The organism is Psychrobacillus sp. PGGUH221 (genome assembly GCF_042055255.1).
GTDB lineage: Bacteria > Bacillota > Bacilli > Bacillales_A > Planococcaceae > Psychrobacillus.
Window position 1 is genome coordinate 14,382 of the sequence record NZ_JAQMHQ010000003.1, and the last position, 25,060, is coordinate 39,441.

Annotated in this window: 23 protein-coding genes; 13 read left to right on the plus strand and 10 right to left on the minus strand. The window is 35.6% G+C overall.

Going from position 1 to position 25,060, the window contains the following annotated elements:
• Positions 1-195: 195 nt before the first annotated feature.
• Positions 196-1,371, minus strand: a complete 1,176-nt coding sequence (locus PGC35_RS05920) for an amidohydrolase (protein ID WP_375218505.1) — start codon at positions 1,369-1,371, stop codon at positions 196-198.
• 19 nt (positions 1,372-1,390) lie between these two features.
• Positions 1,391-2,710, minus strand: coding sequence for a YfcC family protein (locus tag PGC35_RS05925; protein ID WP_375218506.1), 1,320 nt, complete (start codon positions 2,708-2,710; stop codon positions 1,391-1,393).
• Positions 2,711-3,133: 423 nt separating this feature from the next.
• On the opposite strand from PGC35_RS05925, the gene PGC35_RS05930 reads away from it, so the two are divergent.
• The 3 genes from PGC35_RS05930 to PGC35_RS05940 all read left to right on the plus strand — a co-directional run bounded on the left by PGC35_RS05930 (position 3,134) and on the right by PGC35_RS05940 (position 5,589).
• The gene (locus tag PGC35_RS05930) at positions 3,134-3,682 is read left to right on the plus strand and encodes an NADPH-dependent FMN reductase (protein WP_375218507.1); all 549 of its coding nucleotides are present in this window, start codon (positions 3,134-3,136) and stop codon (positions 3,680-3,682) included.
• A 210-nt stretch (positions 3,683-3,892) separates the two neighbouring features.
• On the plus strand, positions 3,893-4,789 hold the full coding sequence (locus PGC35_RS05935) for a DMT family transporter (RefSeq protein ID WP_375218508.1): 897 nt from the start codon (positions 3,893-3,895) through the stop codon (positions 4,787-4,789).
• A gap of 26 nt (positions 4,790-4,815) precedes the next feature.
• A complete protein-coding gene (locus PGC35_RS05940) occupies positions 4,816-5,589 on the plus strand; it encodes an IclR family transcriptional regulator (RefSeq protein WP_375218509.1) in 774 nt (257 codons plus the stop codon).
• 10 nt (positions 5,590-5,599) lie between these two features.
• On the opposite strand, the gene PGC35_RS05945 is transcribed toward PGC35_RS05940, so the two are convergent.
• Both PGC35_RS05945 and pxpB read right to left on the minus strand, forming a co-directional pair.
• Positions 5,600-6,589, minus strand: a complete 990-nt coding sequence (locus tag PGC35_RS05945) for a 5-oxoprolinase subunit C family protein (protein ID WP_375218510.1) — start codon at positions 6,587-6,589, stop codon at positions 5,600-5,602.
• Positions 6,586-7,314, minus strand: coding sequence for a 5-oxoprolinase subunit PxpB (gene pxpB / locus PGC35_RS05950; RefSeq protein WP_375218511.1), 729 nt, complete (start codon positions 7,312-7,314; stop codon positions 6,586-6,588). The genes PGC35_RS05945 and pxpB overlap by 4 nt, the downstream gene beginning before the upstream one ends.
• Before the next feature lie 246 nt (positions 7,315-7,560).
• On the opposite strand from pxpB, the gene PGC35_RS05955 reads away from it, so the two are divergent.
• From PGC35_RS05955 to PGC35_RS05965, 3 genes are all read left to right on the plus strand, one after another.
• Positions 7,561-8,322: a LamB/YcsF family protein gene (locus tag PGC35_RS05955; RefSeq protein ID WP_375218512.1), complete on the plus strand. Its 762-nt coding sequence runs from the start codon at positions 7,561-7,563 to the stop codon at positions 8,320-8,322.
• Positions 8,323-8,412: 90 nt separating this feature from the next.
• Positions 8,413-9,555 carry an NRAMP family divalent metal transporter gene (locus tag PGC35_RS05960; RefSeq protein ID WP_375218745.1) on the plus strand — a complete coding sequence of 381 codons (1,143 nt, stop codon included), beginning with the start codon at positions 8,413-8,415 and terminating at the stop codon, positions 9,553-9,555.
• A gap of 35 nt (positions 9,556-9,590) precedes the next feature.
• Positions 9,591-10,373 (plus strand): putative hydro-lyase, encoded by a 783-nt coding sequence (locus PGC35_RS05965; RefSeq protein WP_375218746.1) that lies wholly within the window; start codon positions 9,591-9,593, stop codon positions 10,371-10,373.
• A 105-nt stretch (positions 10,374-10,478) separates the two neighbouring features.
• Here the strand turns inward: PGC35_RS05965 and gltC are convergent, their stop codons facing one another.
• Positions 10,479-11,381, minus strand: a complete 903-nt coding sequence (gene gltC / locus PGC35_RS05970) for a glutamate biosynthesis transcriptional regulator GltC (RefSeq protein WP_375218513.1) — start codon at positions 11,379-11,381, stop codon at positions 10,479-10,481.
• Between the two features lie 124 nt (positions 11,382-11,505).
• On the opposite strand from gltC, the gene gltB reads away from it, so the two are divergent.
• The 4 genes from gltB to hisF all read left to right on the plus strand — a co-directional run bounded on the left by gltB (position 11,506) and on the right by hisF (position 19,021).
• Positions 11,506-16,038 (plus strand): glutamate synthase large subunit, encoded by a 4,533-nt coding sequence (gltB, locus tag PGC35_RS05975; RefSeq protein WP_375218514.1) that lies wholly within the window; start codon positions 11,506-11,508, stop codon positions 16,036-16,038.
• Between the two features lie 18 nt (positions 16,039-16,056).
• Positions 16,057-17,538, plus strand: a complete 1,482-nt coding sequence (gene gltD, locus PGC35_RS05980; protein ID WP_375218515.1) for a glutamate synthase small subunit — start codon at positions 16,057-16,059, stop codon at positions 17,536-17,538.
• Between the two features lie 96 nt (positions 17,539-17,634).
• A complete protein-coding gene (hisH, locus tag PGC35_RS05985) occupies positions 17,635-18,234 on the plus strand; it encodes an imidazole glycerol phosphate synthase subunit HisH (protein ID WP_375218516.1) in 600 nt (199 codons plus the stop codon).
• 13 nt (positions 18,235-18,247) lie between these two features.
• Entirely contained in the window at positions 18,248-19,021 is a 774-nt protein-coding gene (gene hisF, locus PGC35_RS05990; protein ID WP_056829603.1) for an imidazole glycerol phosphate synthase subunit HisF, read from the plus strand.
• A 54-nt stretch (positions 19,022-19,075) separates the two neighbouring features.
• Here hisF and cdaS read toward each other — a convergent pair whose 3' ends face one another.
• Positions 19,076-19,705: a sporulation-specific diadenylate cyclase CdaS gene (cdaS, locus tag PGC35_RS05995; RefSeq protein WP_056829606.1), complete on the minus strand. Its 630-nt coding sequence runs from the start codon at positions 19,703-19,705 to the stop codon at positions 19,076-19,078.
• Positions 19,706-19,977: 272 nt separating this feature from the next.
• On the opposite strand from cdaS, the gene PGC35_RS06000 reads away from it, so the two are divergent.
• On the plus strand, positions 19,978-20,793 hold the full coding sequence (locus PGC35_RS06000) for a hypothetical protein (protein ID WP_375218517.1): 816 nt from the start codon (positions 19,978-19,980) through the stop codon (positions 20,791-20,793).
• Positions 20,794-21,025: 232 nt separating this feature from the next.
• On the opposite strand, the gene PGC35_RS06005 is transcribed toward PGC35_RS06000, so the two are convergent.
• The 4 genes from PGC35_RS06005 to PGC35_RS06020 form a co-directional block, all read right to left on the minus strand.
• Entirely contained in the window at positions 21,026-21,685 is a 660-nt protein-coding gene (locus tag PGC35_RS06005; RefSeq protein WP_375218518.1) for an HAD family hydrolase, read from the minus strand.
• A gap of 112 nt (positions 21,686-21,797) precedes the next feature.
• Complete coding sequence (locus tag PGC35_RS06010; protein WP_375218519.1) at positions 21,798-22,448, minus strand: spore coat protein; 651 nt, start codon at positions 22,446-22,448, stop codon at positions 21,798-21,800.
• A gap of 199 nt (positions 22,449-22,647) precedes the next feature.
• A complete protein-coding gene (locus tag PGC35_RS06015) occupies positions 22,648-23,238 on the minus strand; it encodes a branched-chain amino acid aminotransferase (RefSeq protein WP_375218520.1) in 591 nt (196 codons plus the stop codon).
• On the minus strand, positions 23,235-23,801 hold the full coding sequence (locus PGC35_RS06020) for an SLOG family protein (RefSeq protein WP_375218521.1): 567 nt from the start codon (positions 23,799-23,801) through the stop codon (positions 23,235-23,237). Before PGC35_RS06020 ends, PGC35_RS06015 begins: the two co-directional genes overlap by 4 nt.
• Positions 23,802-23,902: 101 nt before the next feature.
• Here PGC35_RS06020 and PGC35_RS06025 point away from each other — a divergent pair, with 101 nt between their 5' ends.
• Complete coding sequence (locus PGC35_RS06025) at positions 23,903-24,139, plus strand: YuzF family protein (RefSeq protein ID WP_056829617.1); 237 nt, start codon at positions 23,903-23,905, stop codon at positions 24,137-24,139.
• A gap of 16 nt (positions 24,140-24,155) precedes the next feature.
• Complete coding sequence (locus PGC35_RS06030; protein WP_375218522.1) at positions 24,156-25,049, plus strand: manganese catalase family protein; 894 nt, start codon at positions 24,156-24,158, stop codon at positions 25,047-25,049.
• Positions 25,050-25,060 lie beyond the last annotated feature (11 nt).

Below are 25,060 nucleotides of genomic sequence, written 5' to 3' on the forward strand. Positions count from 1 at the left end.
ACACACTACAGTAGTAAATCGCCATTATTCTTTCGAAGAATTCGAAATAATGTAACAACTATATTCCTTACAAGGATGTTATTAGTGGTTGTATTACAGAGGTGTTACTGGTGCCTGGCACCAGTAACACCTCTGTAATAATATAGGAGGAGGTTACCTAATATATGGCGACCTCCTCCTGTAAGTTTTATATTTTTACTTCATACATAGGTGTTCAGCTATTTTAACGAAATACTCTGTACCATACTGTAGAGCTTCTTCATCTACCATGAACTTTGGATGATAAAGAGGGTAGTTGTTTCCGAGTTCTTCATTGTAAATACCAAGAAATTGCATAGAGCCAGGACTTTTACGTAGATATGCTGAGAAATCTTCTCCACCAAAGAAAGGTTTATCTATATGAATGACATTTTCTTGCCCAAATACTTCAATAGCAGCTTTTCTTGAAATCGTAACACTTTCTTTATCGTTAATAACAGGATCGTATCCTTCCATCCAATTAATCTTAAATGATGCTCCGTGTGCTTCTGAGATTCCTTTAACTATCTGATTGACATACTTTTTTGCTTCTTCTCTGCTCACACTATCAAGGGAGCGAAGTGTTCCCCCGATATAGGCAGTTTCTGGTATAACATTTAGTACATTGCCGCTTTGAAAAACAACAACAGATAAAACAGGAACATTTAATGCTGAAATTTTTCTAGCTGTTATTTGATGAAGATTGGAAACTACTTCTGCTCCAATTGCAATTGGATCTATAGATTTTTCGGGCATTGATGCGTGTCCGCCTTTACCTATTATGGTAATTTCAAAATCGTCAATTGCTGCACATAAGACATCATCCTTCATTGTAATCGTACCTGATTTAACGAATGGATCCACATGTAATGCAAATATATGGTCAACATTGTCAACGACACCTACATCTACTAGTCCTAACGCTCCTCCAGGGCTTACTTCTTCTGCGTGTTGGAAGATGAAACGAATTTCTCCACTAATTTCTTCTCTTTTGGAGGAAAGTACTTTTGCTGCACCAAGTAACATGGCAGTATGTGTATCGTGTCCACATGCGTGCATGACACCCTCTTTTTTGGATTTAAAAGGAACGTCTGCTTCTTCTACTATCGGAAGTGCGTCGATATCTGCTCGAAAAGCAATAGTAAGAGGGGAGGCAGAAGGCTTTAATCCTTTAAGTACTGCTAGCACACTTGTTTTAGTTGGCCTTGATATTTCTAAACCAGAAAATGATTGCAACAGTTGATAAATGTAATTCGATGTTTCCACTTCTTCAAATCCGAGCTCAGGATTCTCATGAAGTTGCCTTCTCCATTTAATTACTTCTTCTTTAATTGTTGTTTCCTTTATTGTCATTATTCATTAACTCCTTTAATTAGAATGGACCATAATTCGTGAATTGTGCGAACATTAAAAAGCAAATGGAAATTGCTATTAATATTCCTATGAACGGGAAGACCCATTTTAGCCATTTCGTATAGGGGATACCATTTAAAGCTAGTGCTGCTATTAAAACACCTGATGTTGGGAAAATGAGATTGGAAATACCGTCTCCAGTTTGAAAGGCAAGCACGGCTGTTTGTCTTGTAACACCAATCAAATCTCCTAGAGGTGTCATAATAGGCATCGTCAGTGCTGCTTGTCCACTTCCAGATGGAACGATAAAATTCATACACATTTGGGTAAAGAACATACCAAGTGCGTTAATAGCAGGAGGGAGATTCCCAATTAGACTTGACGCATAATATAAAATAGAATCTAACAGCAATCCATCACGTACGATTACTAGAATAGTTTGAGCGACTCCAATAATTAAAGCCCCAGAAATCATTTCCTTTGCACCATCAATAAATCCTTTAGACATATCGCTAGGGGAGAGCTTACAAATAAAACCTATAATAATCCCAAATAACAAGAATATCCCAGCGATTTCTGAAATATACCATTGAAGTTTGATAACCCCATACATGAGAATAATGAAGTTTAAAAGCAAAGCATACAAAGAGATTTTATGTCTCATTGAAAGTTTGAAATTTTCTTCAATTGTATCAGTGGATTGTCTAGTATATTTTCCAAACACACCTAACTCCGGGTTCTTTTTAACTTTCATTGCATGACGGTAAATATATAAAACTGTTGCTAGATACATTACAACAAATAGTGCAATTCTCAGCTCAATACCTGAGTATATTGGAAGCTCAGCTATACCTTGAGCTACACCGACGTTAAATGGATTTGTAATACCTGTAAGAAAACCGACCATAATACCAAGCATGACTATAGCAAATCCAGTAAGCGCATCAAATCCTAAAGAAATAGTCATAGGTACAAGGATTGCTAGATAAACAAGAGAATCTTCTGCCGAACCAATTAAAGTGCCTAACAAAGAAAATACTAAAACCATAATTGGTATAAGCAATTTTTCTTTAGAAGAATATTTCAAGGATACTATTTGAATAAAAGAATTTAATGCACCAGTCATTTGTATTATTCCAAGTGCTCCACCAAATAGTAGTACAAAAAGTATAATAGGCGCGGCTTCAGTCATACCAACATGAACATTACTAAATATATCAAAAAAACCAACAGGTGCATTTTCAACAAAATGAAATGTGGAAGGGTCCACTACTTGTCGTCCATTTACTTCCACTTGATCGTATTGTCCAGCGGGAAAAATATACGTTAATATAGCCACTATTAATACTACACAAAACAAGCATCGATAGATATTTCATTCGTTAATTTACTTTTTACATTTGATTTTAAATTTCCTTTTTCTATGATTTTTGCCAATACAATTCCCCCTAGTTTGTCGTTAATTTCCTTATTAATGTAGCAATCCTTTCAGAAGTTAGAGTTTTGGAAGAATCACTTCGACTTTTCCGGTATACGGAAAACGTTTTCAATATTCGGAAATATTAAAATTAATTATATATTTTATTTTTTGGATGTCAATATGTTCTGAATATAAAGAATATTGTTCCTGTATTTGTAAAAGAGGTTGCAAACATAGTCTATGCATTTTTGGGGATCGCAGTGCTATACTAAAAAACGTGTTGACTTGTCGAATATTGTACATTCGATAACTAAAGATTATAAGGAAAGAGGAGATTTACAAATGGCAATTAAAGTGGCAGCAATTATAGGTAGTAACAGAAAAGAATCTTACAACTTAAAACTAGTGGAGTACATGAAAAAACGCTATGCAGACAAATTAGACATTGAAATCGTATTAATCAACGATGTAGAGATGTTTAGTGCTGATATTGAAGAGAATCCTCCAAAAGGGGCAATGGATTTCAAAATGAAAGTTCGTAATGCGGAAGCGGTGCTATTCGCAGTACCTGAATATAACTTTTCAATCCCAGGAGTTTTGAAAAATGCAATTGATTGGATGTCTCGTAGCGGACATGACCTAAAAGATAAACCAACTTTTATCGTAGGTTCTTCTATGGGCGTACTTGGTAGTGTTCGTGCTCAATTGCATTTAAGAGAAATCATCTCGAATCCAACACTACAACCAAAACTACTTCCTGGAAATGAAGTATACATTGGTGCAATTCATACAAAATTGAATGAACAAAATGAAATTACTGACCAAGGTACAAGTGATTTCCTTGATTCCGTAGTTAACAATTTTGTTGAATTTTACAATAAAGTTAAATAATTTTAGTAATTAATAAAACAAACGTGAAAAACGTGAATTTCACGAATTTCATGTTTGTTTTTATTTTCTTTTCGTGCCAGGCACCTGTAATCTATTTGTAATATATGAGAGGGACTAGTCAATTTTTTGTTTTTTTTGATAGATGGTTTTTTTCTTTGGGTGTATAGTGGATTCATAGACTTGGTTTAGTTTTGAAGGGAAGTTATAATGTTGAGTAAGGCATTTACGAAATCGACAATGGCACTATTAGTGCTTATTTTAGTGTGGGGTGCTAGTTGGCCAATTTATAAATTAGCGTTACCTTACACACCTCCGTTGCTATTTTCTGGAATGCGGGCAACGATTGGCGGAGTCTTGTTAGGAATCCTATTGTTGAAAAGGTTAGATAAAATTAATTGGCGGGAAAATTGGAAGTTATATTGTATTTCGGCTTTATTTAATACAACATTATTTTTTGGAATACAAACTGTAGGGTTAAATTATTTACCTGGAGGCTTGTTTTCGATACTTGTTTATTTTCAACCAGTGTTATTGGGTTTGTTCGCATGGATTTGGTTAGGGGAATTTATGACCCCAGTTAAAATTATTGGTCTCTTGATAGGATTCCTAGGAATATTAATGGTTAGTTTAGATGGGTTAACTTTTCATGTGTCCATAATTGGGGTTGTTCTTGGGATAGTCACAGCAATATGTTGGGCATTTGGTGTGATTTACGTTAAAAGTATAAGGGATAGAGTAGATGCTTACTGGATGGTTTCCTTACAATGTATCATTGGAGGAGCGGTTCTTCTTGGAACAGGGACATATTTTGAAAGTTGGTCTGAAATTCAGTGGAATAGTACATACATATTTGGTTTAAGCTATGGCGCAATTTTTGGGATTCCTATTTCTTATATTATCTACTACAAGTTGATTAATGAAGGGGAAGCAAGCAAAGTAGGCTCATATACGTTTCTTGTACCAATTATTGCTGTCTTTATAGGTGCTGTTTTCCTAGATGAACCAATTACCTACTTGCTTATTATTGGATTAATCATGGTTGGTGCTAGTATTTTTATCGTTAATTTTAGAAGTAAAAAGAAGCTTATTAATTTTGTTAAAGAATAAGAGAGTTACTTGTTAAAGGAGAGTATATGAAAAATAAAACAGTAGTTCGTTCGATGGATATTTTAAATTTATTTATTGATCATGCGGCTTTGACATTTCAAGAAATAATTGAACTTTCGAAGATTCCTAAATCATCCGTTTATCGAATGTTAATATCTTTAGAGGAAATGGGTTTTGTCGTAAAAGGCGCTGATTCTAAATATCGGTTAGGTCTCCTCTTTCTTACTTATGGAAATCTCGTTTCTTCAAGATTGGATATACGACAAATCGCATTTCCTATCATGCAAGAATTACATAATGAATTAAAAGAAGCGATTAATTTAATTATACGGCAAGGTGACGAAGCCATTTACATTGAAAAAGTAGATGTATACCAAAAAGTCCGATTATACACTGCTATTGGAAGAAGAAGCCCTTTGTATGCTGGAGCTTGTTCAAGAGTCATTTTATCTTTTTTAGAAGATGATGAAATCAATTCTTATTTAGAAAATGTAGAATTAAAGTCTTTTGCTATGGGAACAATTACGGATAAAGAGATTTTGTTAGAGAGTATAAAAAATGCAAGAACAAATGGTTATACGATTAGTCATTCCGAATTAGAAGACCATACCTCAGCTATTGCTGCTCCTATTTTCAACAATAAAGGAGAAATCATAGGTGGAATTAGTATAGCTGGAATTGAAGCAAACTACCAAAAAGATCAGGTCGATTTCTTTGCAAAAAAAGCAATAGATGCTGCGAATATAATTTCTGAAAGATTAGGCTTTGTAAATAAAAATCCTCTATTCCAACGTGAATAGAGGATTATTTTTAATTACTAACTATTTTATAATGGATTGCATTTTTTATGTTTTTTATCTGCTGCTCATTTTTAAATATTTCATTTTCAGCTTCAGCAAGCGTGACTTCCTTAAAGCGTATTGTTCCGGTTGGTTGAATCTGAGCGAGACTTGGTAAGTCAGCAGTTATCACTTGTGCTATTTTAGGATAGCCCCCAGTAGTTTGACGGTCTGCCATCAGGATAATTGGTTGTCCATTTGATGGGATCTGGACAGTTCCAAACGTAACTCCTTCAGATAAGAGCTCAAAATTTTCAGCTAATGATAGGGTAGGACCATCTAATCTGTATCCCATTCGATCGGATTGGACTGTAAGGGTATAAGGTTTTTCGAAAAAAATGTTTTGGCTTTCCTGATCAAAACGGTTAAATTCAGTTCCTTTTAGCACTCGAATATACTGATTCTGTTCAAATCTTATCAAATTATTAAAGTCTACAGACCAAGTTGCATCACTGTTTTTCAACTGTTCAATAAGCTTTTCGCCAATTTCACTTACTTCTCCTACTGAAAAAATATCTCCTTTTTGCAACGCTCTCCCTTTAAAGCCACCAATATTTGCACGTAAATAGGTACTTTTACTCTTCATAATTTCCGGGATATCTATTCCACCTGCAAAAGCAACGTATGCTCTACTTCCTTTTATAGCTGAATTGAATTTTAAGACAGAATTTTTCTTTATTAAGATTGGTCGCCACGACAGAACTTTATTTCCGTCAATCGTAGGGAGAAAATCTCCTCCAGTTATTGAAATTAAGGTATCTTCATCAAATTGAAGCGTTGTGCCGAATAAAGTAATCTCAAGTGTGGCTTCATTTTCTTTATTTCCAACTAAAAGATTTGCCAGTCTTAAAGAATAGCTATCCATCGCACCACTAACTATAACTCCAAACTTTTGCGATCCATATCGACCTATGTCTTGAATCGTAGTTAGTAGTCCGGAATGCAACACTCGTATGCTCATTTCTTCAACTCCTTATAATTTAAATAATCACTGGAAGAAATCGGCACAAAGCGGATAATATCGCCAGCTTGCAATAAGGTAGGAGGGGACATTTGAGGTAGAAACAAATCTAGCGGGGTGCGTCCAATGATCTGCCATCCACCAGGAGTCTCTAGTGGATAAATACCAGTTTGTTTACCTGCTATTCCAACTGATCCGGGTCTTATTGATAATCTAGGTGTTTCTTTTCTAGGTGTAGCTATACGTTCATCCATTCCACCCATAAAAGGAAAACCAGGTGCAAAACCGAGCATGTAAACTAAACATTCACTCTTTGAATGAATGCGAATAACCTCCTCTGGTGAAATGTTGTGATATTGAGCGACTGTATCTAAATCTGGTCCATATTCTCCTCCATAACAAACAGGGATAGAAATTACCCTAGCAGACTCGTTTTTATTTTTCGTCATTTTTTTTACTAAATTTTTCATATGAATAGAAACAAATTCAAAGGAATTTAAGTCACTTTTCTGGGAAGTATGAACAATATATGGATTATAATACACAGTTATATTGTTATAAGCTGGAACAAATTCTGTTAATCCTTCAAATGGACTATTAGCTAGTAGTTCGGATAGATTTTTAACTTTTTGATGAATAGCTTTATCTATACCTTCTCCGAGCTGTACAATTAATGCGGAATCTCCCAAAGGTTTTATAATGCAATCAGAATAGGAATTAGGCATACAAACAGCTCCTTTAGTTTCGAAATATGGTAATGAAGTTCTTAAAAATGAAATATTACAATTATTATAATTCTCTAAAATCAAAATACAAGCTATAGTTTAAAAAATAATTAAATAAACAATTGCAAAATAGTATCTATTCAGAAAAAAACGATTGTGCTAATATTAAGTTTAAGTTTCAAAACTTCGGTTTCATAATTCGGAACTAAAGTATTGTGATGCTAATAGAAGTTTAGGAGGGATAAAATGTTTCGAGTAGATATAAATTGCGACTTAGGGGAAAGTTTCGGTCGATACAAATTAGGAGAGCAACAGGAAATACTAAAATATGTTACATCAGCGAATATTGCATGTGGATTTCATGCTGGAGATCCAAGTGTAATGCGGGAAACTGTCAAGTTAGCTATTGAAAATGGCGTTAAAATTGGTGCACATCCTGGTTTGCCTGATCTAAATGGATTTGGTAGAAGAGAGATGAAAATAACTCCCCAAGAGGCATATGATATGGTAGTCTATCAAATTGGTGCGCTTAATGGGTTCTTAGCTACTTTTGGTGAGCAGATGCAACATGTAAAACCGCATGGTGCATTATTTAATATGGCTGCTAAAGATTTTGAATTGGCCAAAGCGATAGCCCAAGCGGTATATGATGTATCTCCTTCACTTGTCTTATTTGGGTTAGCTAATAGTGAATTAACTGCGGCAGGAGAAAAAGTGGGCTTACGAACAGCTCATGAAGTATTCGCGGATCGTACATATCAGTCAGATGGTTCATTAACTTCGCGTCACCAGAGTAATGCTCTAATAATAGATACTAACGAGTCGATAGCCCAAGTTGTGAAAATGGTGACGGAAGGAATCGTAATTTCACAACAAAATACAGAAGTACAAATAAAAGCAGATACAGTTTGTATTCATGGAGATGGAGAACATGCTGTTTCATTTGCCCGAAATATTAAAGAAACTTTAAAAAATAATAATGTAAGCGTTTCAGCTTTCGTTGATTAAGGGGGAGAACATGTGGGAGAACAATTAATACCAAAAGACAGTACTAAAAAGACAGTAGGGAAAAGTGTCTTACTAGGGGCGGCTTTTTTGATGGCGACCTCAGCTATAGGACCGGGATTTTTAACACAAACAACAGTTTTTACTGAACAACTAGCAGCTAGTTTTGGATTTGTCATTTTGATTTCACTTTTACTGGATGTTGTTGCTCAAGTAAATGTTTGGAGAATTATTGCTGTTTCAGGGCTTCGTGGACAAGAAATTGCCAATAAAGTATTGCCGGGTTTAGGGGTGCTATTGGCGATTCTAATAGTAATGGGTGGACTTGCATTTAATATTGGGAATGTTGCTGGAGCAGGCCTTGGTTTAAATGCGATGCTTGGTTTGGATCCGATCACTGGCGCAATTATTAGTGCGGCATTTGCGATTTTTATATTTGTTGTGAAAGAAGCAGGAAAAGCAATGGATAAGGTTGCTCAAATTGCTGGATTTGTCATGATTGCTTTAATGGTTTATGTTGCTTTTTCTACTTCACCACCAGTTGGCGAAGCGATTGTACATACGTTTGCTCCTTCAGAAATTAGTATTTTTGCCATTGTGACACTAGTAGGTGGAACAGTTGGTGGTTATATAACTTTTGCAGGAGGTCACAGACTTTTAGATGCAGGAGTAAAAGGTGTGGAGTCATTACCTGATGTAACGAAAGGTTCTGTAACAGGTATTGTAGTAACGGGAATAATGCGTGTTGCATTATTTTTAGCAGTACTAGGGGTTGTGTCACAAGGATTACAAATTGATCCTGCAAATCCACCAGCTTCTGTTTTTAAACTTGCTGCTGGTGAAATTGGTTATCGTATGTTTGGTGTAATTATGTGGGCAGCTGCAATTACATCTGTTGTTGGTGCGGCTTACACATCCGTATCATTTATTCGTTCATTCCATCCTTTAATAGAGAAATACCATAACTGGATTATTATCGTTTTTATTCTTACATCAACTATAGTTTTTGCTTTAGTAGGAAGACCAGTTAATATTCTTCTTCTTGTTGGTGCTCTAAATGCACTAATTTTGCCAATAGCACTAGGTACGTTATTAGTTGGAGCATACAAGAAAGAAATTGTGGGAGATTACAAGCACCCAATTTGGTTAACAATTACTGGGGCAATCGTAACTATTATAATGGGTGTGTTAGGAATCATGACGCTAATAGAACAAATTCCATTGCTTTTTAAATAGGAAGGGGTAGTTGACCGATGATTAATTATGGAACAATGGCTCCAAATGAGATCCGTAAATTAATAAGTTCTGCGCAAATTACAGGTCCGACAGCTGGTATGGCTAAAGGGTATACACAAGCAAATTTAGCTATTTTGAAAAAAGAATATGCTTTTGACTTTTTATTATTTTGCCAAAGAAATCCAAAGTCTTGTCCATTGGTAGATGTTACGGAAGTAGGTTCATATAATCCGAGTACTATTGCAAATGGGGCGGATATTCGAACGGATATTCCAAAATATCGTATTTATAAAGACGGTGTTTTTACAGAAGAAGTGACTGATATTAAGGATTACTGGGAAGATGATATGGTAGCTTTTTTAATTGGTTGTAGCTTTACCTTCGAAACGCCGTTGATTGAAGCAGGCATACCAATTCGACATATTGAGGAAAACTGCAATGTACCGATGTACAAAACAAATATTGAGTGTGCAAAAGCAGGTGTTTTCGAAGGTCCAACTGTAGTAAGTATGCGTCCAATGTCACAAGCTGATGCGATTCGAGCAATACAAATTACTTCGCGTTTTCCAGGAATGCACGGAGCTCCGATACATATTGGGGATCCGAGTATTATTGGTATCAATGACATCCATAAGCCTGACTTTGGCGATGCTGTTACAATCAAAGAAGGTGAAATCCATGTGTTTTGGGCTTGCGGCGTTACACCACAAGCGCCACAAGCGGTTGCGATGCAGAGTAAACCTTCGATCATGATTACGCATGCTCCGGGCTGCATGTTCATCAGTGATTTGAAAGACGAAAAATTAAGCGTATTATAACAAACAAATGAATGCCATTTAAAAACAAACATGAAAATCGTGAAATACACGTTTTCATGTTTGTTTTTATTTTGGTGCCAGGCACCTGTAATACTTTTGTAATAATTATTGGTATTGTCCAAGTAAGGAGAAGAAACGGATAACGAAATGGTGAAACACTTTTTCTGAAGGAGACAACTCTCTTGAAGCTGGGCTAAGGATACCGACCGTTCTTCGGATGGCAGGTGAGTCTATTGGGATTTTTGTGGTAAATCTCGGAGTGGAGTCGGTAAACGTACTATCGGGTAGTAGACTTACTCCTATACCTGCTGCAACTAGACCTTTAATAGCGTCCATATCCTCACCTTCCGACGTAACTTTGGGTGTGAATCCAACAGAATTACATGCTTCAACGACAAGTTTGTTTAATACATAGCCTTCAGGGAATAAAACAAAATTTTCATTTCGTAAATCAATTAAAGGAATCCTATTTTTATTGGCAAAAGTATGATGGCTTGGTAAGAGTACTGAAAAATCTTCCGTAAATAAAATAGTGCTATTTATCAATTCATCCTTTGGGGGGAGAGGACCTAAAAATGCAAGGTTTAATTCTCTATTTTTTACAGCATCAATCAAATAGTTATAAGATCCTTGGCGTAGATGGAAGGCTACATTTGGATGTTCTTTTTTAAAAGCAGAAATAACTGTTGGCAATAAGTGGCCAGCTAAACTGGTTGGAAAGCCAATTTTAATAACTCCTTTTTCAGGATTTAAGTATTCATCAATTTGTTTTTTAGCATGGTCAATAGCTTGCAAAGCGAATATACTATGTTGCATAAATATTTTCCCGATAGGTGTTAACTTAACATTCCGCCCCACGCGTTCGAACAATTCTACCCCAAGTTCCTCCTCCAAATTTGCAATTTGTCTACTTACAGCTGATTGAGCGACATGCAAATTAATGGCTGCTTCCGAAATATGTTCACGTTCTGCAACTTCTATAAAATACCTCAATTGACGTAGTTCCAAATTCTCACTCCTCTAATCAATCTAAAAAGTAGATGATTTATATCCAAATTATATATTGTTTATATTATTTTGAAAACCTACAATATTCATAAGTAACATGTAAGGTAAATTGGAGGGATTTAATATGACTTTTCATAAGCTACCAAAAGCACAAGGGCTATATCAACCTGAATTTGAGCATGACGCTTGTGGGATTGGTTTATATGCACATATAAAAGGTTTAGCTACGCATGACATAGTTAAAAAAGGATTAGAGATGCTATGTCGTCTCGATCATCGTGCTGGAAGAGGAAGTGATGGTCAAACGGGAGATGGCGCAGGCTTAATGGTTCAAATACCAGATGTGTACTTTCGAGTAGTGTGTAATGAATGGGATTTACCAGCCAAAGGCGGTTATGGGGTTGGAATGTTATTCTTTACAGATGATGACAAAGAACGTGAAGAAATCGAAAAAAAGTTTAACGAGACAATCCAATTAGAAGGACAGCAACTAATTGGATGGAGAACAGTTCCGATTAACGCCAATGCGTTAAGTAAAACAGCAAAAGAGACAGTACCAGTAGTTCGTCAAGTCTTTATAAAATCGTTAAACGAAATGGATTCTCTTGCTTTTGAACGAAAATTGTTTGTAATAAGAAAACAAGTAGAGCATTGGGCACAACAACAATCAAAGAAATTTTATTGTGCAAGCTTATCAAGTCAAACGATCGTATACAAAGGGTTATTAACTCCTGATGAAGTAGATTTATTTTATCTTGATTTGCAAGATGAATTATTCACATCGGCTTTTTCACTTGTGCATTCACGATATAGTACAAATACATTCCCAAGTTGGGAAAGAGCGCATCCTAATCGTTACATTGTCCATAACGGTGAAATAAATACTTTACGCGGAAATGTAAACTGGATGAAAGCTAGGGAGAAACAATTTGTTTCTGACGCATTTGGAAAAGATTTGGAAAAAGTATTGCCGATCATTGATACAAACGGTAGTGATTCATCAATGCTTGACAATGCATTTGAATTTTTCGTACTAGCAGGAAGAACTCCTGCTCATACTGCTATGATGCTCATACCGGAACCATGGACAGAAAATCCTCACATTAGTGAAGAGAAAAAAGCATTTTATGCTTACCACAGTTCTTTAATGGAGCCTTGGGATGGTCCAACCGCAATTTCATTTACAAATGGGAAGCAAATAGGAGCAATTTTAGATCGAAATGGATTACGACCAGCTCGTTATTACGTAACGAAGGATGACTACATCATTTTCTCTTCAGAAGTTGGAGTTGTGGATGTTGATGAGGGTAATATCTTATATAAAGAGCGACTGAGTCCGGGAAGAATGTTGCTGATAGATTTAGAACAAGGACGCATTATTTCTGATGAAGAAATTAAGCAGGAAATGGCAAGTGCATTTCCATATAAGCAGTGGTTAGATGAGAACAAACTTACTCTGACAACCGTTCATGAGGAGCCTGAGCAATTAAATAATCTTTTATTTCAACAAAAAGCATTTGGCTATACGTATGAAGATATTCAAAAGTATATTGTTCCAATTTCCTTAGATGGCAAAGATCCGATTGGTTCGATGGGGAACGATACACCACTTGCAGTTTTATCAGAACGTCCACAATCATTGTTCAACTATTTTAAGCAGCACTTTGCACAAGTTACGAATCCTCCCATTGATTCTATTCGTGAGCATATAGTTACTTCGACGATGACATTGCTTGGTGCTGAAGGTGATTTGCTACAACCAAATGCCTTAAATGCTAAAAGAATATTTTTAGATAATCCAGTTTTAACGAACAATCAATTAAAAAATTTACTAGAAATGAAAGATCCTAATTTCCAATATGGTTTAATCGGTTTAGAAATGACAGAAGATTTAGACTTTGACTTAGAGAATATTTCTAAAATGGCGGACCGTTTTATGGAACAAGATAAAACCATTTTAATTTTATCTGACCGAATGATCAATAACGAACAAGTCACTATTCCTGTATTACTTGCTGCTAGTAGTCTTCATCAGCACTTAGTTCGTACAGGAAATAGAACAAAAGTGAGTATCATAGTTGAATCAGGGGAAGCCCGTGAAGTACATCATTTTGCAGCGCTTATAGGATACGGTGTTGATGCCATTAATCCTTATTTAGCTTTTGCAACCATTGGTGAAGCGATTCAGAATGGTCATATAGATAGTAGTTATAAGGAAGCGATTTCTAAATATAGTAAAGGAATTGCAGAGGGTGTAGTAAAGGTAATGTCAAAAATGGGTATCTCTACAGTGCAAAGTTACCGTGGAGCGCAAATTTTCGAAGCTGTTGGCATTAGCAAGGATGTTATAGAACGTCACTTTACTGGTACAGTTTCTCAATTGGATGGAATTGATTTGGGGACAATCGCCGAAGAAGCAAAAAGACGTCATAATCAAGCGATTGACTCTACACAAGTTTCCCTAGAATCGGGAAGTGATTTCCAGTGGAGAAGTACAGGAGAGCACCATGCTTTTAATCCTAAAACAATTCATACGCTTCAATGGGCTACACGTAAAGGAGACTATGGTTTATACAGACAATATGCGGAAATGGCAAATGAAGAACGAATAGGCTTTTTACGTAATTCATTTACATTTAAACCAAAAAACAAGCGAATACGACTTGATGAAGTTGAATCCGTAGACTCCATCGTAAAACGATTTAAAACTGGCGCTATGTCGTTTGGTTCCTTAAGCCAAGAAGCTCATGAAACTCTTGCGATAGCAATGAATCGATTAGGTGGAAAAAGTAATAGTGGAGAGGGTGGTGAACATCCTAGTCGTTATGAACTTGATGCAAATGGGGATAACCGAAGAAGCGCTATCAAACAAATTGCATCCGGAAGATTTGGAGTGAAGAGCCATTATCTTGTTCAGGCAGACGAACTACAGATTAAAATGGCACAAGGAGCAAAACCCGGGGAAGGCGGACAATTACCAGGTAATAAAGTTTACCCTTGGGTAGCGGATGTTCGTGGCTCTACGACTGGTGTTGGTTTAATATCCCCCCCACCACATCACGATATTTATTCAATTGAGGATATGGCTCAATTAATACATGATTTGAAAAATGCTAATCGCACAGCTCGTATAAGCGTCAAACTAGTAGCGAAAGCTGGAGTAGGGACAATTGCAGCAGGAGTAGCAAAGGGTGCAGCAGATGTTATTGTGATCAGCGGTTACGATGGAGGGACAGGAGCATCACCTAAAACGAGTATAAAACATACTGGACTTCCGTGGGAGCTAGGACTAGCAGAAGCACATCAAACACTCATGTTAAACGGCTTACGTGATCGAGTGAGGTTAGAGACGGACGGTAAGCTCATGACAGGAAAAGATGTAGTAATGGCTGCTTTATTAGGTGCAGAAGAATTTGGATTTGCGACCGCTCCTTTAATTGTTTTAGGGTGTGTTATGATGCGTGCTTGTCATTTAGACACATGTCCGGTTGGTATTGCCACTCAAAATCCAGATCTACGTGATAAGTTTACAGGAAGTGCAGATTATGTAGTAAATTACATGCGTTTTGTTGCTGAAGAAATGCGCGAATATATGGCAAATCTAGGATTTAGAACAGTGGAAGAAATGGTTGGACGTACGGATGTATTAGAAGTGAGTAAACGTGCCAAAGAACATTGGAAAGCAAAACAGCTAGATTTTGCTAATTTGTTATTCCAAGTTCAAGGAAATAGAACATACTCAACTCCACAAAATCATAAGATTGATGCTTCTTTTGATTTACGTGAACTACTTCCTAAAGTGGAGAAGGCAATTACGAATCAAACAAAAATTGATTTACAATATCCTATTTCGAATACAGATCGAGTAGTAGGAACTATAATCGGAAGCGAAATATCTAAGCAGCATGGAGAAAGAGGATTAGCCGACGATTCCATTATTTTACGCTTTACTGGAGCAGCTGGCCAAAGCTTTGGTGCGTTTGTTCCGAAGGGGATGTCCATGTACGTAACAGGTGATGTTAATGATTACTTTGGGAAAGGATTATCTGGAGGAAAACTAATTGTCACGGCACCACTTAAAGGAGCTGCAGAAGGAAATGTTATAGCAGGTAATGTTGCATTATATGGAGCAACTAGTGGAACTGCATTTATCAATGGACGTGCTGGGGAGCGCTTTGCAGTTCGAAATAGTGGGGTAGATGTTGTAGTAGAAGGTATAGGGGATCATGGATGTGAATACATGACTGGTGGTCGTGCAGTCATTTTAGGGGATGTAGGAAAAAACTTTGGGGCAGGAATGTCCGGTGGTATTGCGTATGTACTTGTTGATGATGTGAACGGATTGAAAGAAAAATGTAATATGGAAATGATTGACTTTGAGAAGATAAGTTCTTCAGATGAGTTGCATTCTTTACGCCAATTGATTATGGATCACTACTATTACACAAAGAGTTCGAAAGCGATGAACATTTTAGACAGATGGGAAGAAATGTCTAATCGATTTGTAAAAGTAGTGCCAAATGATTACAAAATAATGCTAGAAAAAATCCAAGCATTTAAATTGGAAGGTTTAACGGATGATGCAGCAGCAATGAAAGCATTTTTATCTACTTCAAATAACAAAGATAAAAAAGAACTAGAACTATTGAAAAAGTAGTGGAGAGGGGAGTAACTTATGGGTAAACCTACAGGATTTATGGAGTACGAACGTGAAAAAGGTAAAGAGGTGGCCCCTCTCAAACGGGTAAAAAATTGGAGCGAATACTCAACAAAATTAACGGATGAATCCCTTCAAAGGCAGGGGGCTAGATGCATGGATTGTGGAACCCCTTTCTGTCACATGGGAATTGAAATAAGAGGAGCGACAGCAGGCTGTCCGATATATAATTTAATTCCGGAGTGGAATGATTTAGTTTATAAAGGAAAATGGAAAGAAGCTCTAGTGAGATTACAAATGACAAATAATTTTCCAGAGTTCACAGGTAGGGTATGTCCAGCCCCATGCGAGGGATCATGTACACTTGCTATTTCAGATCCAGCAGTGTCGATTAAAAATATCGAGCGTACCATTATAGACAAGGCATTCGAAAACGGATGGATTACACCAAGAATTCCGTCTAAACGTACTGGAAAAAAGATTGCAGTAATTGGTTCAGGTCCAGCTGGGCTTGCAAGTGCTGATGAGTTAAATCAAGCAGGTCATTCTGTTACTGTTTTTGAGAGGTCAGACAGAGCAGGCGGATTATTAATGTATGGTATTCCGAATATGAAACTGGAAAAAGAGATAGTGCAACGCCGAATTCATTTGCTGCAACAAGAGGGAATCGATTTTGTTTTGAATACGGAAGTTGGGAAGGATATTTCTGCGGAACAATTAAAAGCAAACTTCGACGCAGTTATTTTATGTATTGGAGCTCATAAGCATAGAGAGCTTCATATGGAAGGTAGCACTTCTCAAGGTGTTTATTATGCGATGGATTATTTAACAACTACAACAAAAAGTTTACTAGATTCCAATTTTACAGATGGTCAGTTTATTAATACAAAAGGTAAAGACGTAATTGTTATTGGTGGTGGGGATACTGGAGCAGATTGTGTGGCTACTGCGATACGACAAAAATGCCGAAGTATCGTACAGTTTGGTAAGCATCCTCAGTTGCCTGTATCAAGAGCTGAAGATAATCAATGGCCAACTGATCCGAATATATATAAATTAGAATATGCATATGAAGAAGCAGCTGCAAAGTATGGGAAAGATCCACGTGAATATTTAATACAGACTACAAAAATGGTAGCTGATAGAAACGGAAATTTAAAAGAACTTCACACTATACAAATGGAAAAAGTATTAGGAGAAGATGGATTTTTCTATTTTAAAGAGCTACCTGGAACAGAAAAAGTCTGGCCAGCACAATACGTATTTGTTGCTATTGGATTTGAAGGAGCTGAACATTCATTAGCGGAACAATTTGGAGTAAATATTGTAAATAAAAAAATTGCTGCTTCTACGAAGGATTACTCCACTAATATTGAGGGAGTTTTCACTGCAGGTGATGCTAGAAAAGGGCAAAGTTTAATCGTCTGGGCAATTAAAGAAGGGCGAGAAGTAGCGAAAAAAGTAAATGAATATGTAAGTAAAAAACCAGTCATTTTATAAATGACTGGTTTTAGTCTGCTAGTGCACTAAAGTTTTTGTTTTAATTTTAATAGATAGATGGCATAATAATAGCATACTAAAAGTGGAGGCATGAGAATGATTGGCATTATAGATTACGGAGCAGGAAATTTACATAGTGTGATGAAAGCAATTGCTCGTTTAGAATATGATACAAAGCTAATTACGAAACCATCCGATCATGATGAATCGATTACAAAGTTGATATTACCTGGAGTGGGTAATGCAAAAGTTGCTATGGAAATATTAAATGAATCGGGTTTAAGTGATTATTTAAAGAGTGAAGTCGTAAAAGGAACTCCATTGTTAGGAATTTGTCTTGGTATGCAACTACTTTTAGAATCAAGTGAGGAAGGGAATGTTCCTTGTTTAGGTCTCTTAAAAGGGACAGTACCGGAATTTAAAGTGGATGCCGAAAAGATTCCACATATGGGTTGGAATCAAGTGAAAGATGTTCGGCAACATTTCTTATTCAACAACATCCCAGATAATACTGATTTTTATTTTGTACATTCGTTCTTTGCAAATCCATTAGAAGAAAAGGATGTACTAGGAACAACTAATTATGGGATAGATTTTGCAAGTGTAATAGGAAATGAGCAAGTAATGGGTGTTCAGTTCCACCCTGAAAAAAGTGGGAAATTCGGGATCCAATTATTAGATAATTACTGTAAGTGAGGAGTTCATATATATGCTAAGAAAAAGAATAGTTCCTGCAATCGATGTATTAAATGACAAAGCAGTTAAGTATGTACAATTTAGAAATCCTACTATTATCGGTGATCCTGCAGAACTTGGGAAGAAGTATACGGAAGATGGTGCAGATGAATTAATTTATTTGGACACGACGGCTTCACTAAAAAACCAAGACTTAAAAATTGAATGGATTCGTAAAGTAGCAGAACAAGTGTACATTCCATTTTCAGTAATCGGCGGTGTCCGAACAGTTGATGACTTCAAAAACTTGCTTCGAGCAGGAGCAGATAAAGTTGGAGTGAACTCAGCAGCAGTACAAAGACCTGAGCTTTTAAGGGAAGCAGCAGATATATATGGAAAACAATGTGTAGTATTAGGGCTAGATGCGATGCCAATATATAATGATCAAGAAGAAATAATCCGTTGGGAAGTTTATACACACTCTGGTCATGAAAAAACAGGGATGGATGTTGTCGAATGGGCTCAGCAAGCGACAGAACTGGGTGCTGGAGAGATTATTTGTACAAGCATCCACAAAGATGGGATGAAAAATGGCTATGATGTAGAGCTAATTAAATTACTCTCAGAAAAGACAAATGTACCAATAATTGCGTCTGGCGGTGCTGGAAAGTTGGAACATATTGAAGAGGTATTTTCAGCTGGCCAAGCAGATGCTGCACTTGTTGCTTCAATGATTCATTATGGTGATTATACAATTTCTGAAATTAAGGCCTATTTACAAAACAAAAATATTAATGTTCGTTTATAAATACAAAAGGAATCGCCATAGAAATTAGCGATTCCTTTAATTTTATCCAATAGATTAATTAACTATTAACGAGCTATTTGTCACGACAGGATGTAGCTCCCCGTCAATTGCAAAAGATACTCTTCCTGTCTCTTCCGAAACAACTATTACGAGTGCATCACTTTTTTCAGATAAACCAATTGCCGCACGATGACGTGTACCTAGTTTCTTGTCTCCTACAAATATACTCGACAAAGGAAGAACATTTGATGCAGAATGTATTTGATTGCTTCTTACTAAGACCGCCCCATCATGAAGTGGATTACCAGGGTAAAAAATAGATTCTAATAAGGAGTGTGTTAGTTTTGCGCCGATGGGAGTACCTGGTCTTAAAAATGGATTAAGTATATCATTACGCTCAATTACAATTAATGCACCATGTCTTTGGTGTGATAGATGTTGAATAGCACTAGAAATATCTAAATACATATCAGTGAATGGAGATAAATAACAATTTAAATAAAAAGAAGCGGCAACTGCTTCTGCCTTTTCAAATTGTCCTTTAATAGTAGCGAGCCCTCCTAAAAGGCAAAAGTTGTCATTATCTAATGTAGTTAAACCTTTATTGATTTCAACCGAGATAGTTTCCAACTCTATTTTTAATTGTTCTTTTAGAGGTGAAAAGTCACAATTGGATTGTTTCATTTATTAAACCTCATTTCAACAAATGATGATTGTTTTGGTAATTAGATTGTATGGTAAATAGTTTACCCTAAAAGCATTAGTTCATTCTTTAATATCCCGTATAACAAATCTATCCATATGCTTGCTAGTCACAATGTCTATATAATCTCAATAAAGGGGAAGAAGTACTAAGTTATGATAGATTGGGTAAACTCTAAGAGTACAGTCGATTTAAATGCAATAATTTATAATGAATTTTATAAAGACTAGTCTTTTATTGGGGAGTATAATACATGGAAAAAGAAATGGTGCAGTTAAAAGATGATTTGACTTTAGTTCAATATCTGGAAGAATTATTTGAAAAGGGAAACGGAGAAATCCAAGTAATACATGAAGCTATGTACAAGTTTATTGCTATTAATAATAATGAAATTATAGATGACCATTTAAAAGCCGTTAGACAAGAATTAGCTAAAATCTATATTTTAGTTGGAAGAATGCAAGAAGGTAAAATTAATCAAACAGATTTTCGATATACATCATTAGATATTGAATTGTTTTTTGTTAAATATCGAACAGTGATTGACCACATTATCGAATCCATTAAATTGTATTTCGAGATCCCACCTAAGCCTAGAAAAAATTTATGGGAGATATTTGAGATTCTCAATAAAAAAATAGAAGAGCACCAATTAGAAGATTATCCTTTACTCAAAAGTAGTTTGTGGTTTAAAGATATAGCAAACTATAGAAATGGTTTAGTTCATGGGGGGAGTAATTGCATGGTATTTAAGCATGATACCGAAATAATCTTTCAAATTTTTGATTTAAATTTTGATAATATCATTAATGACCTGGAATATTTAAAATATGAAAAGAACGTTTACTACTTTAGATACTTCTTAGTAGTATATATGGCATATCTACACTATTTTTTAAATGACATTTTCAACCTAATGATTACTTTAAATGGTGGAAATATTAAGTCTCAACCCCAATTTATAGAAAACGAGATGCCATTTGGTACGATTGATAATAGTGACATTATAAAGTCTTGGTGTAAAGATTGTATTAATGCCATTGAAGAAGAATTAACTAAATTTAACTAATCACTAATTTAATGGATTTTTCATTATTTTTGGAGAAGAAAGTAGAAAAAAGTAAATTTGCATTTTAATAGGCGACCTTCTCTATAATTGAGTTGGTCGCCATTTAATATAATTATCTGAGGCAATCGGAATTTTTCTCCGCTAAATATACGATAAAAAAGTGGGATTCTCCATAGTTTTTTATACCAAATGCCTTAAGTGGAACGAAAGATAGTTCTTTTTTGTTAACTTTCTATAATATTTCCCAGCCTCGTTCTTTTGCTATATTTCTAAGCTTTTCTTCTGGTTTTACCGCAACGGGGTTTCCTACTAGCTCTAACACCGGTAAATCTGAGTAGCTGTCCCCATAAGCGAAACTATTTTCCCAATCTATTTGTTTATCCTTTAAAATTTTCAAGATATTTTCTGTTTTGCGAGATCCATTTATGTGCGTAATGGGGGAATGGATATCTATTTTATCCTCTTTGTAATGTATGTCTGTACCTATAATTTGGTTAAAGGTCATCCCAGCAGTAACGCGTTGTAAAAACTGTGTATATGCTCCCGAAACAAGTAAAATATGTACATCTTCAGATTGATGCTTTTCTAATCTTTCTACCACATCTTGATTAAAATCTTTTTGCATTTTATCTTTTAATTCTTCAAAATAAGCATCCATTTCAGCAGTAGATATTCCGCCGAAAGCTTCTAAATACAATTGCATGGATCGTGCTTTCATTTTTGAAGTAGGATAAAGTTTAAGTTTATTCGCAATATAAGGAGGTACGATTGATCTATAAAAACGTTTATAATTTGTTTTATAAATGGGGTGTTCTTTTAAATGATTCATTAACAATTTAAATGTTTCTTCGGCATATAATGTTCCGTCAAAGTCAAAAATTGCGACACGCATATAATTCACCCTTTTCATTTGTAATAATATACTTTAGGTAAATTATACGTTATTTCGGAATAGAAACAATGTATTTAAAAACTCGTCCCCACAGAAGGGACGAGAAAGGGAATTAACTCATCATTTTTCCTTGTACAGGAGCATATGCGTTTAACATTGCTTGCATGCTTTGTTGATCAAGTTGTGGTACTTGGTAGTAGTGATGCTTGTTTTGATAAATAGAAAGCTCATAAGCCATTTCTATGCAGTTTGGAATTGAATCTGCAAGAACTCGACGCACTACTGGGTTTGTAGTTTCTAAAGCAGCACCAGTTTTAATTGTTGCAGCAGCTTTTGCAGCTCCCAGTAAATAACCAGAAATCATTTCGTCATTAATTTCATTTGCATTTTGCATAGGCTTTTTCGGTTGAGAAGGCTTCGTTCCATATACAAAGTCATTGCCTTGTTGCATTTTATAGCTTGTTGTTGGATGTGAAGGGTCTTGTCCAGTTTTAAAGCATTCAACCGTAATATTATATTCATCAAGTGCAAATGCATATTGACGATCCAAGATGTTCAACAATTCTTGGTCTTTTACATGTGGACGTAAAATTGTTTTCAAGTTTAAACCAGATAAAACAGTTGATAAAACTTCATGAACATCAAATACTTCATGACCACCATGATTCATTTGTTGAGAGATATTTCCGGTTTGCATATTTTGATGAGTTTGACCTTGACCTTGAGCTTGAGCTTGACCTTGACCAAATGGGTTTTGAGTCATTCAATAATTCCTCCTTGTAGAAAATGTGATGAAACCATCCTCATTAGTTTGACCACAATATTTGTTCATATGCATAAAACAGGGGAAATTAAAATATTCAAGAAAATCTATGTTACAAATCCATTACAAGTGCCAGGCACCAGAAACAAACGGAAAAAATAAAACAATCATGAATAGTTGAATTCATGATTGTAAAGTATTATTTATTATTTTCTACTGCTTCTACTAATGAGAAGATAAAGGAATACAAAAATTGATAAGTTTGTTCAATCGTAGTGTCTTCGTTAAATCCTGCCATATAATTTAGTGGTAAGTTCACTTCCCATAATCCATCTTCACCAGAAAACATTAAGCTATAGTTCATCTTTTCGGAATCAAAATGTTGATTTAAGTAATCTCGTATAGACCCACCAAATTTCTTTTGTAATGCTAATCCAAACATTGCTGTGTATACTTCGAATACTTCGTCGAATTCTAATGCAATAGCATCTACATTAATAATATCAAAGCTTTTAGATTCTACATATACATATTCAGTTTGGTTTTCTTTGACATGGGAAAGTGGAGATTGAAAAAATTCCTTAGTACCTTTAGAAACCGTTTCATCTGTTTCTTTAACGAATCGTTCAATTATAGCATCAGAAAACTGCTCATTTTTTTCAGTTATTACTACTTTTTGTTCGGCAGAAAGTAATTGATGTCTTTCAGCATAATCTTTTTCTTCTATCAATAAATTAATTTTCACGCCATTTGCTTCGTTGATTTTTTTGGACAATTTTTCAGTTATCATAAATAATTATTCCTTTCTTCCTCTGCGATTTCTTCTGCTATCACTTGAAGGTCATATGCATCAATTATGAATAAAGTGTAGTTTTCTTTTTCAGCAAATTGTTGTGCAAGTTTTTTAAAATGTTTGGGAGACCCTTCGTTTTCTTCGTCGTAGACAATTAGAATTCCATCCGAATTTCTAAGTAGGAATTTATTTTTTTCGATGAATTGCCATGGTGCCTCGTAAGGTCTTTTAGTAATACTTGTATGATAATCCGCTTGAAAAAGCAAATTTCTATACTTTTCTTGTTTTTGCTCATTCCAATTTTTTTCTTGTTCCAGAAAAGGGGTTATTATAGCTAATTTTAAATGCGGAAAATCGACTTTCATCTCTAGTAATACTTCGGCAGCCCAAGTTTCAACCCCTTGTTGACCACTTAATATTACCCATTCAAGGCCCTCATCCATTAGTAAAAGCAATTGATTGTATATTGCTCTTTTTATAATAGGTATTCCTGCATGTGAATCATTAAAAATACCCAATTCATGTGCTTTATAACCAGTTATAACTAAACGTTTTGTCATTCTTTTCGACCTACTTTGTTTTACATCTACATTTTATCATACCACTTAATTGTCACCATATAAATATTCATCTCATACACTAGTGTGATTGTATAGAAAGGATGGTTAAAGTTAATCCAAATTCACAGCCAAATGTTGAGTTTGTCAGTAATGTTGAATCTTATCTTTACCAACAGCTTATGAGATTGAATGGACAACATATTGCAGTTCAAACTACTAGAAGTACACTTCAAGGAATATTAACAATGTTAACTCCGGATCACATTGTATTAGATGTTAGCGGCACTCCTTTTTTTATACGAAACCAGCAAATTGTTTGGGTTACACAAGCGCTATGAGGGAAGGAGAGACTATATGTTTCAACGTGTAAACAAGCTATTAATAGAACTTCCCAACGTAGAATATGGTGATGCAAATGCTGCTTCGGCTGTTCAAGAGCTGTTAGGTGGAAAATTTGGTGAAATGTCCACATTAAATAATTATATGTACCAATCCTTTAACTTCAGAGGGAAATCAAAATTAAAGCCTTTTTATGATTTGGTTGCCAGTATCACAGCAGAGGAATTTGGTCATGTAGAGCTTGTCTCCAATACAATTAATCTTTTGCATAAAGGAACTTCATTTACTGGAGACCCAGATATAACTCCGCTTCAAAATGCTACAGATAAACGGAACACCTACGCCTTCATTGCAAATGCACAGACTTCTTTAGCTGGAGATTCAATGGGTAATCCATGGAGAGGAGACTATGTGTTTTCAAGTGGAAACTTGGTACTAGACTTGCTTCATAACTTTTTCTTAGAATGTGGCGCTCGTACACATAAAATGCGTGTATATGAGATGACAGACCACCCTGCTGCTAGAGAATTAATTGGCTATTTACTTGTTCGTGGAGGTACACATATTCTTGCGTATGCAAAAGCGATAGAAATGGCAACAGGAACAGATGTGACAACGATGCTTCCTATTCCAAGTTTAGATAATCGCGTTTTTGATCAAGCAAGAAAGTATGAGGAACGTGGTTACGGAAACGTATTATTCACATGGAATAATGTAGGCGACTATAAAGATATAAAATATATTTGGAAAGGGACTAATCCAGCAAGTGGGGATCAGCTCTTTGTAAAAGAAGGTAGTCCAAAAGGATATGATATTCCTGATTTAGAGTCAAAACCTGAAGAATTCGCACCTGGCATAGGACCTGATGAATATGCAGCAATTGCTAAAAGATTAATGGCTAATATGTAAAAAGAAAGGAC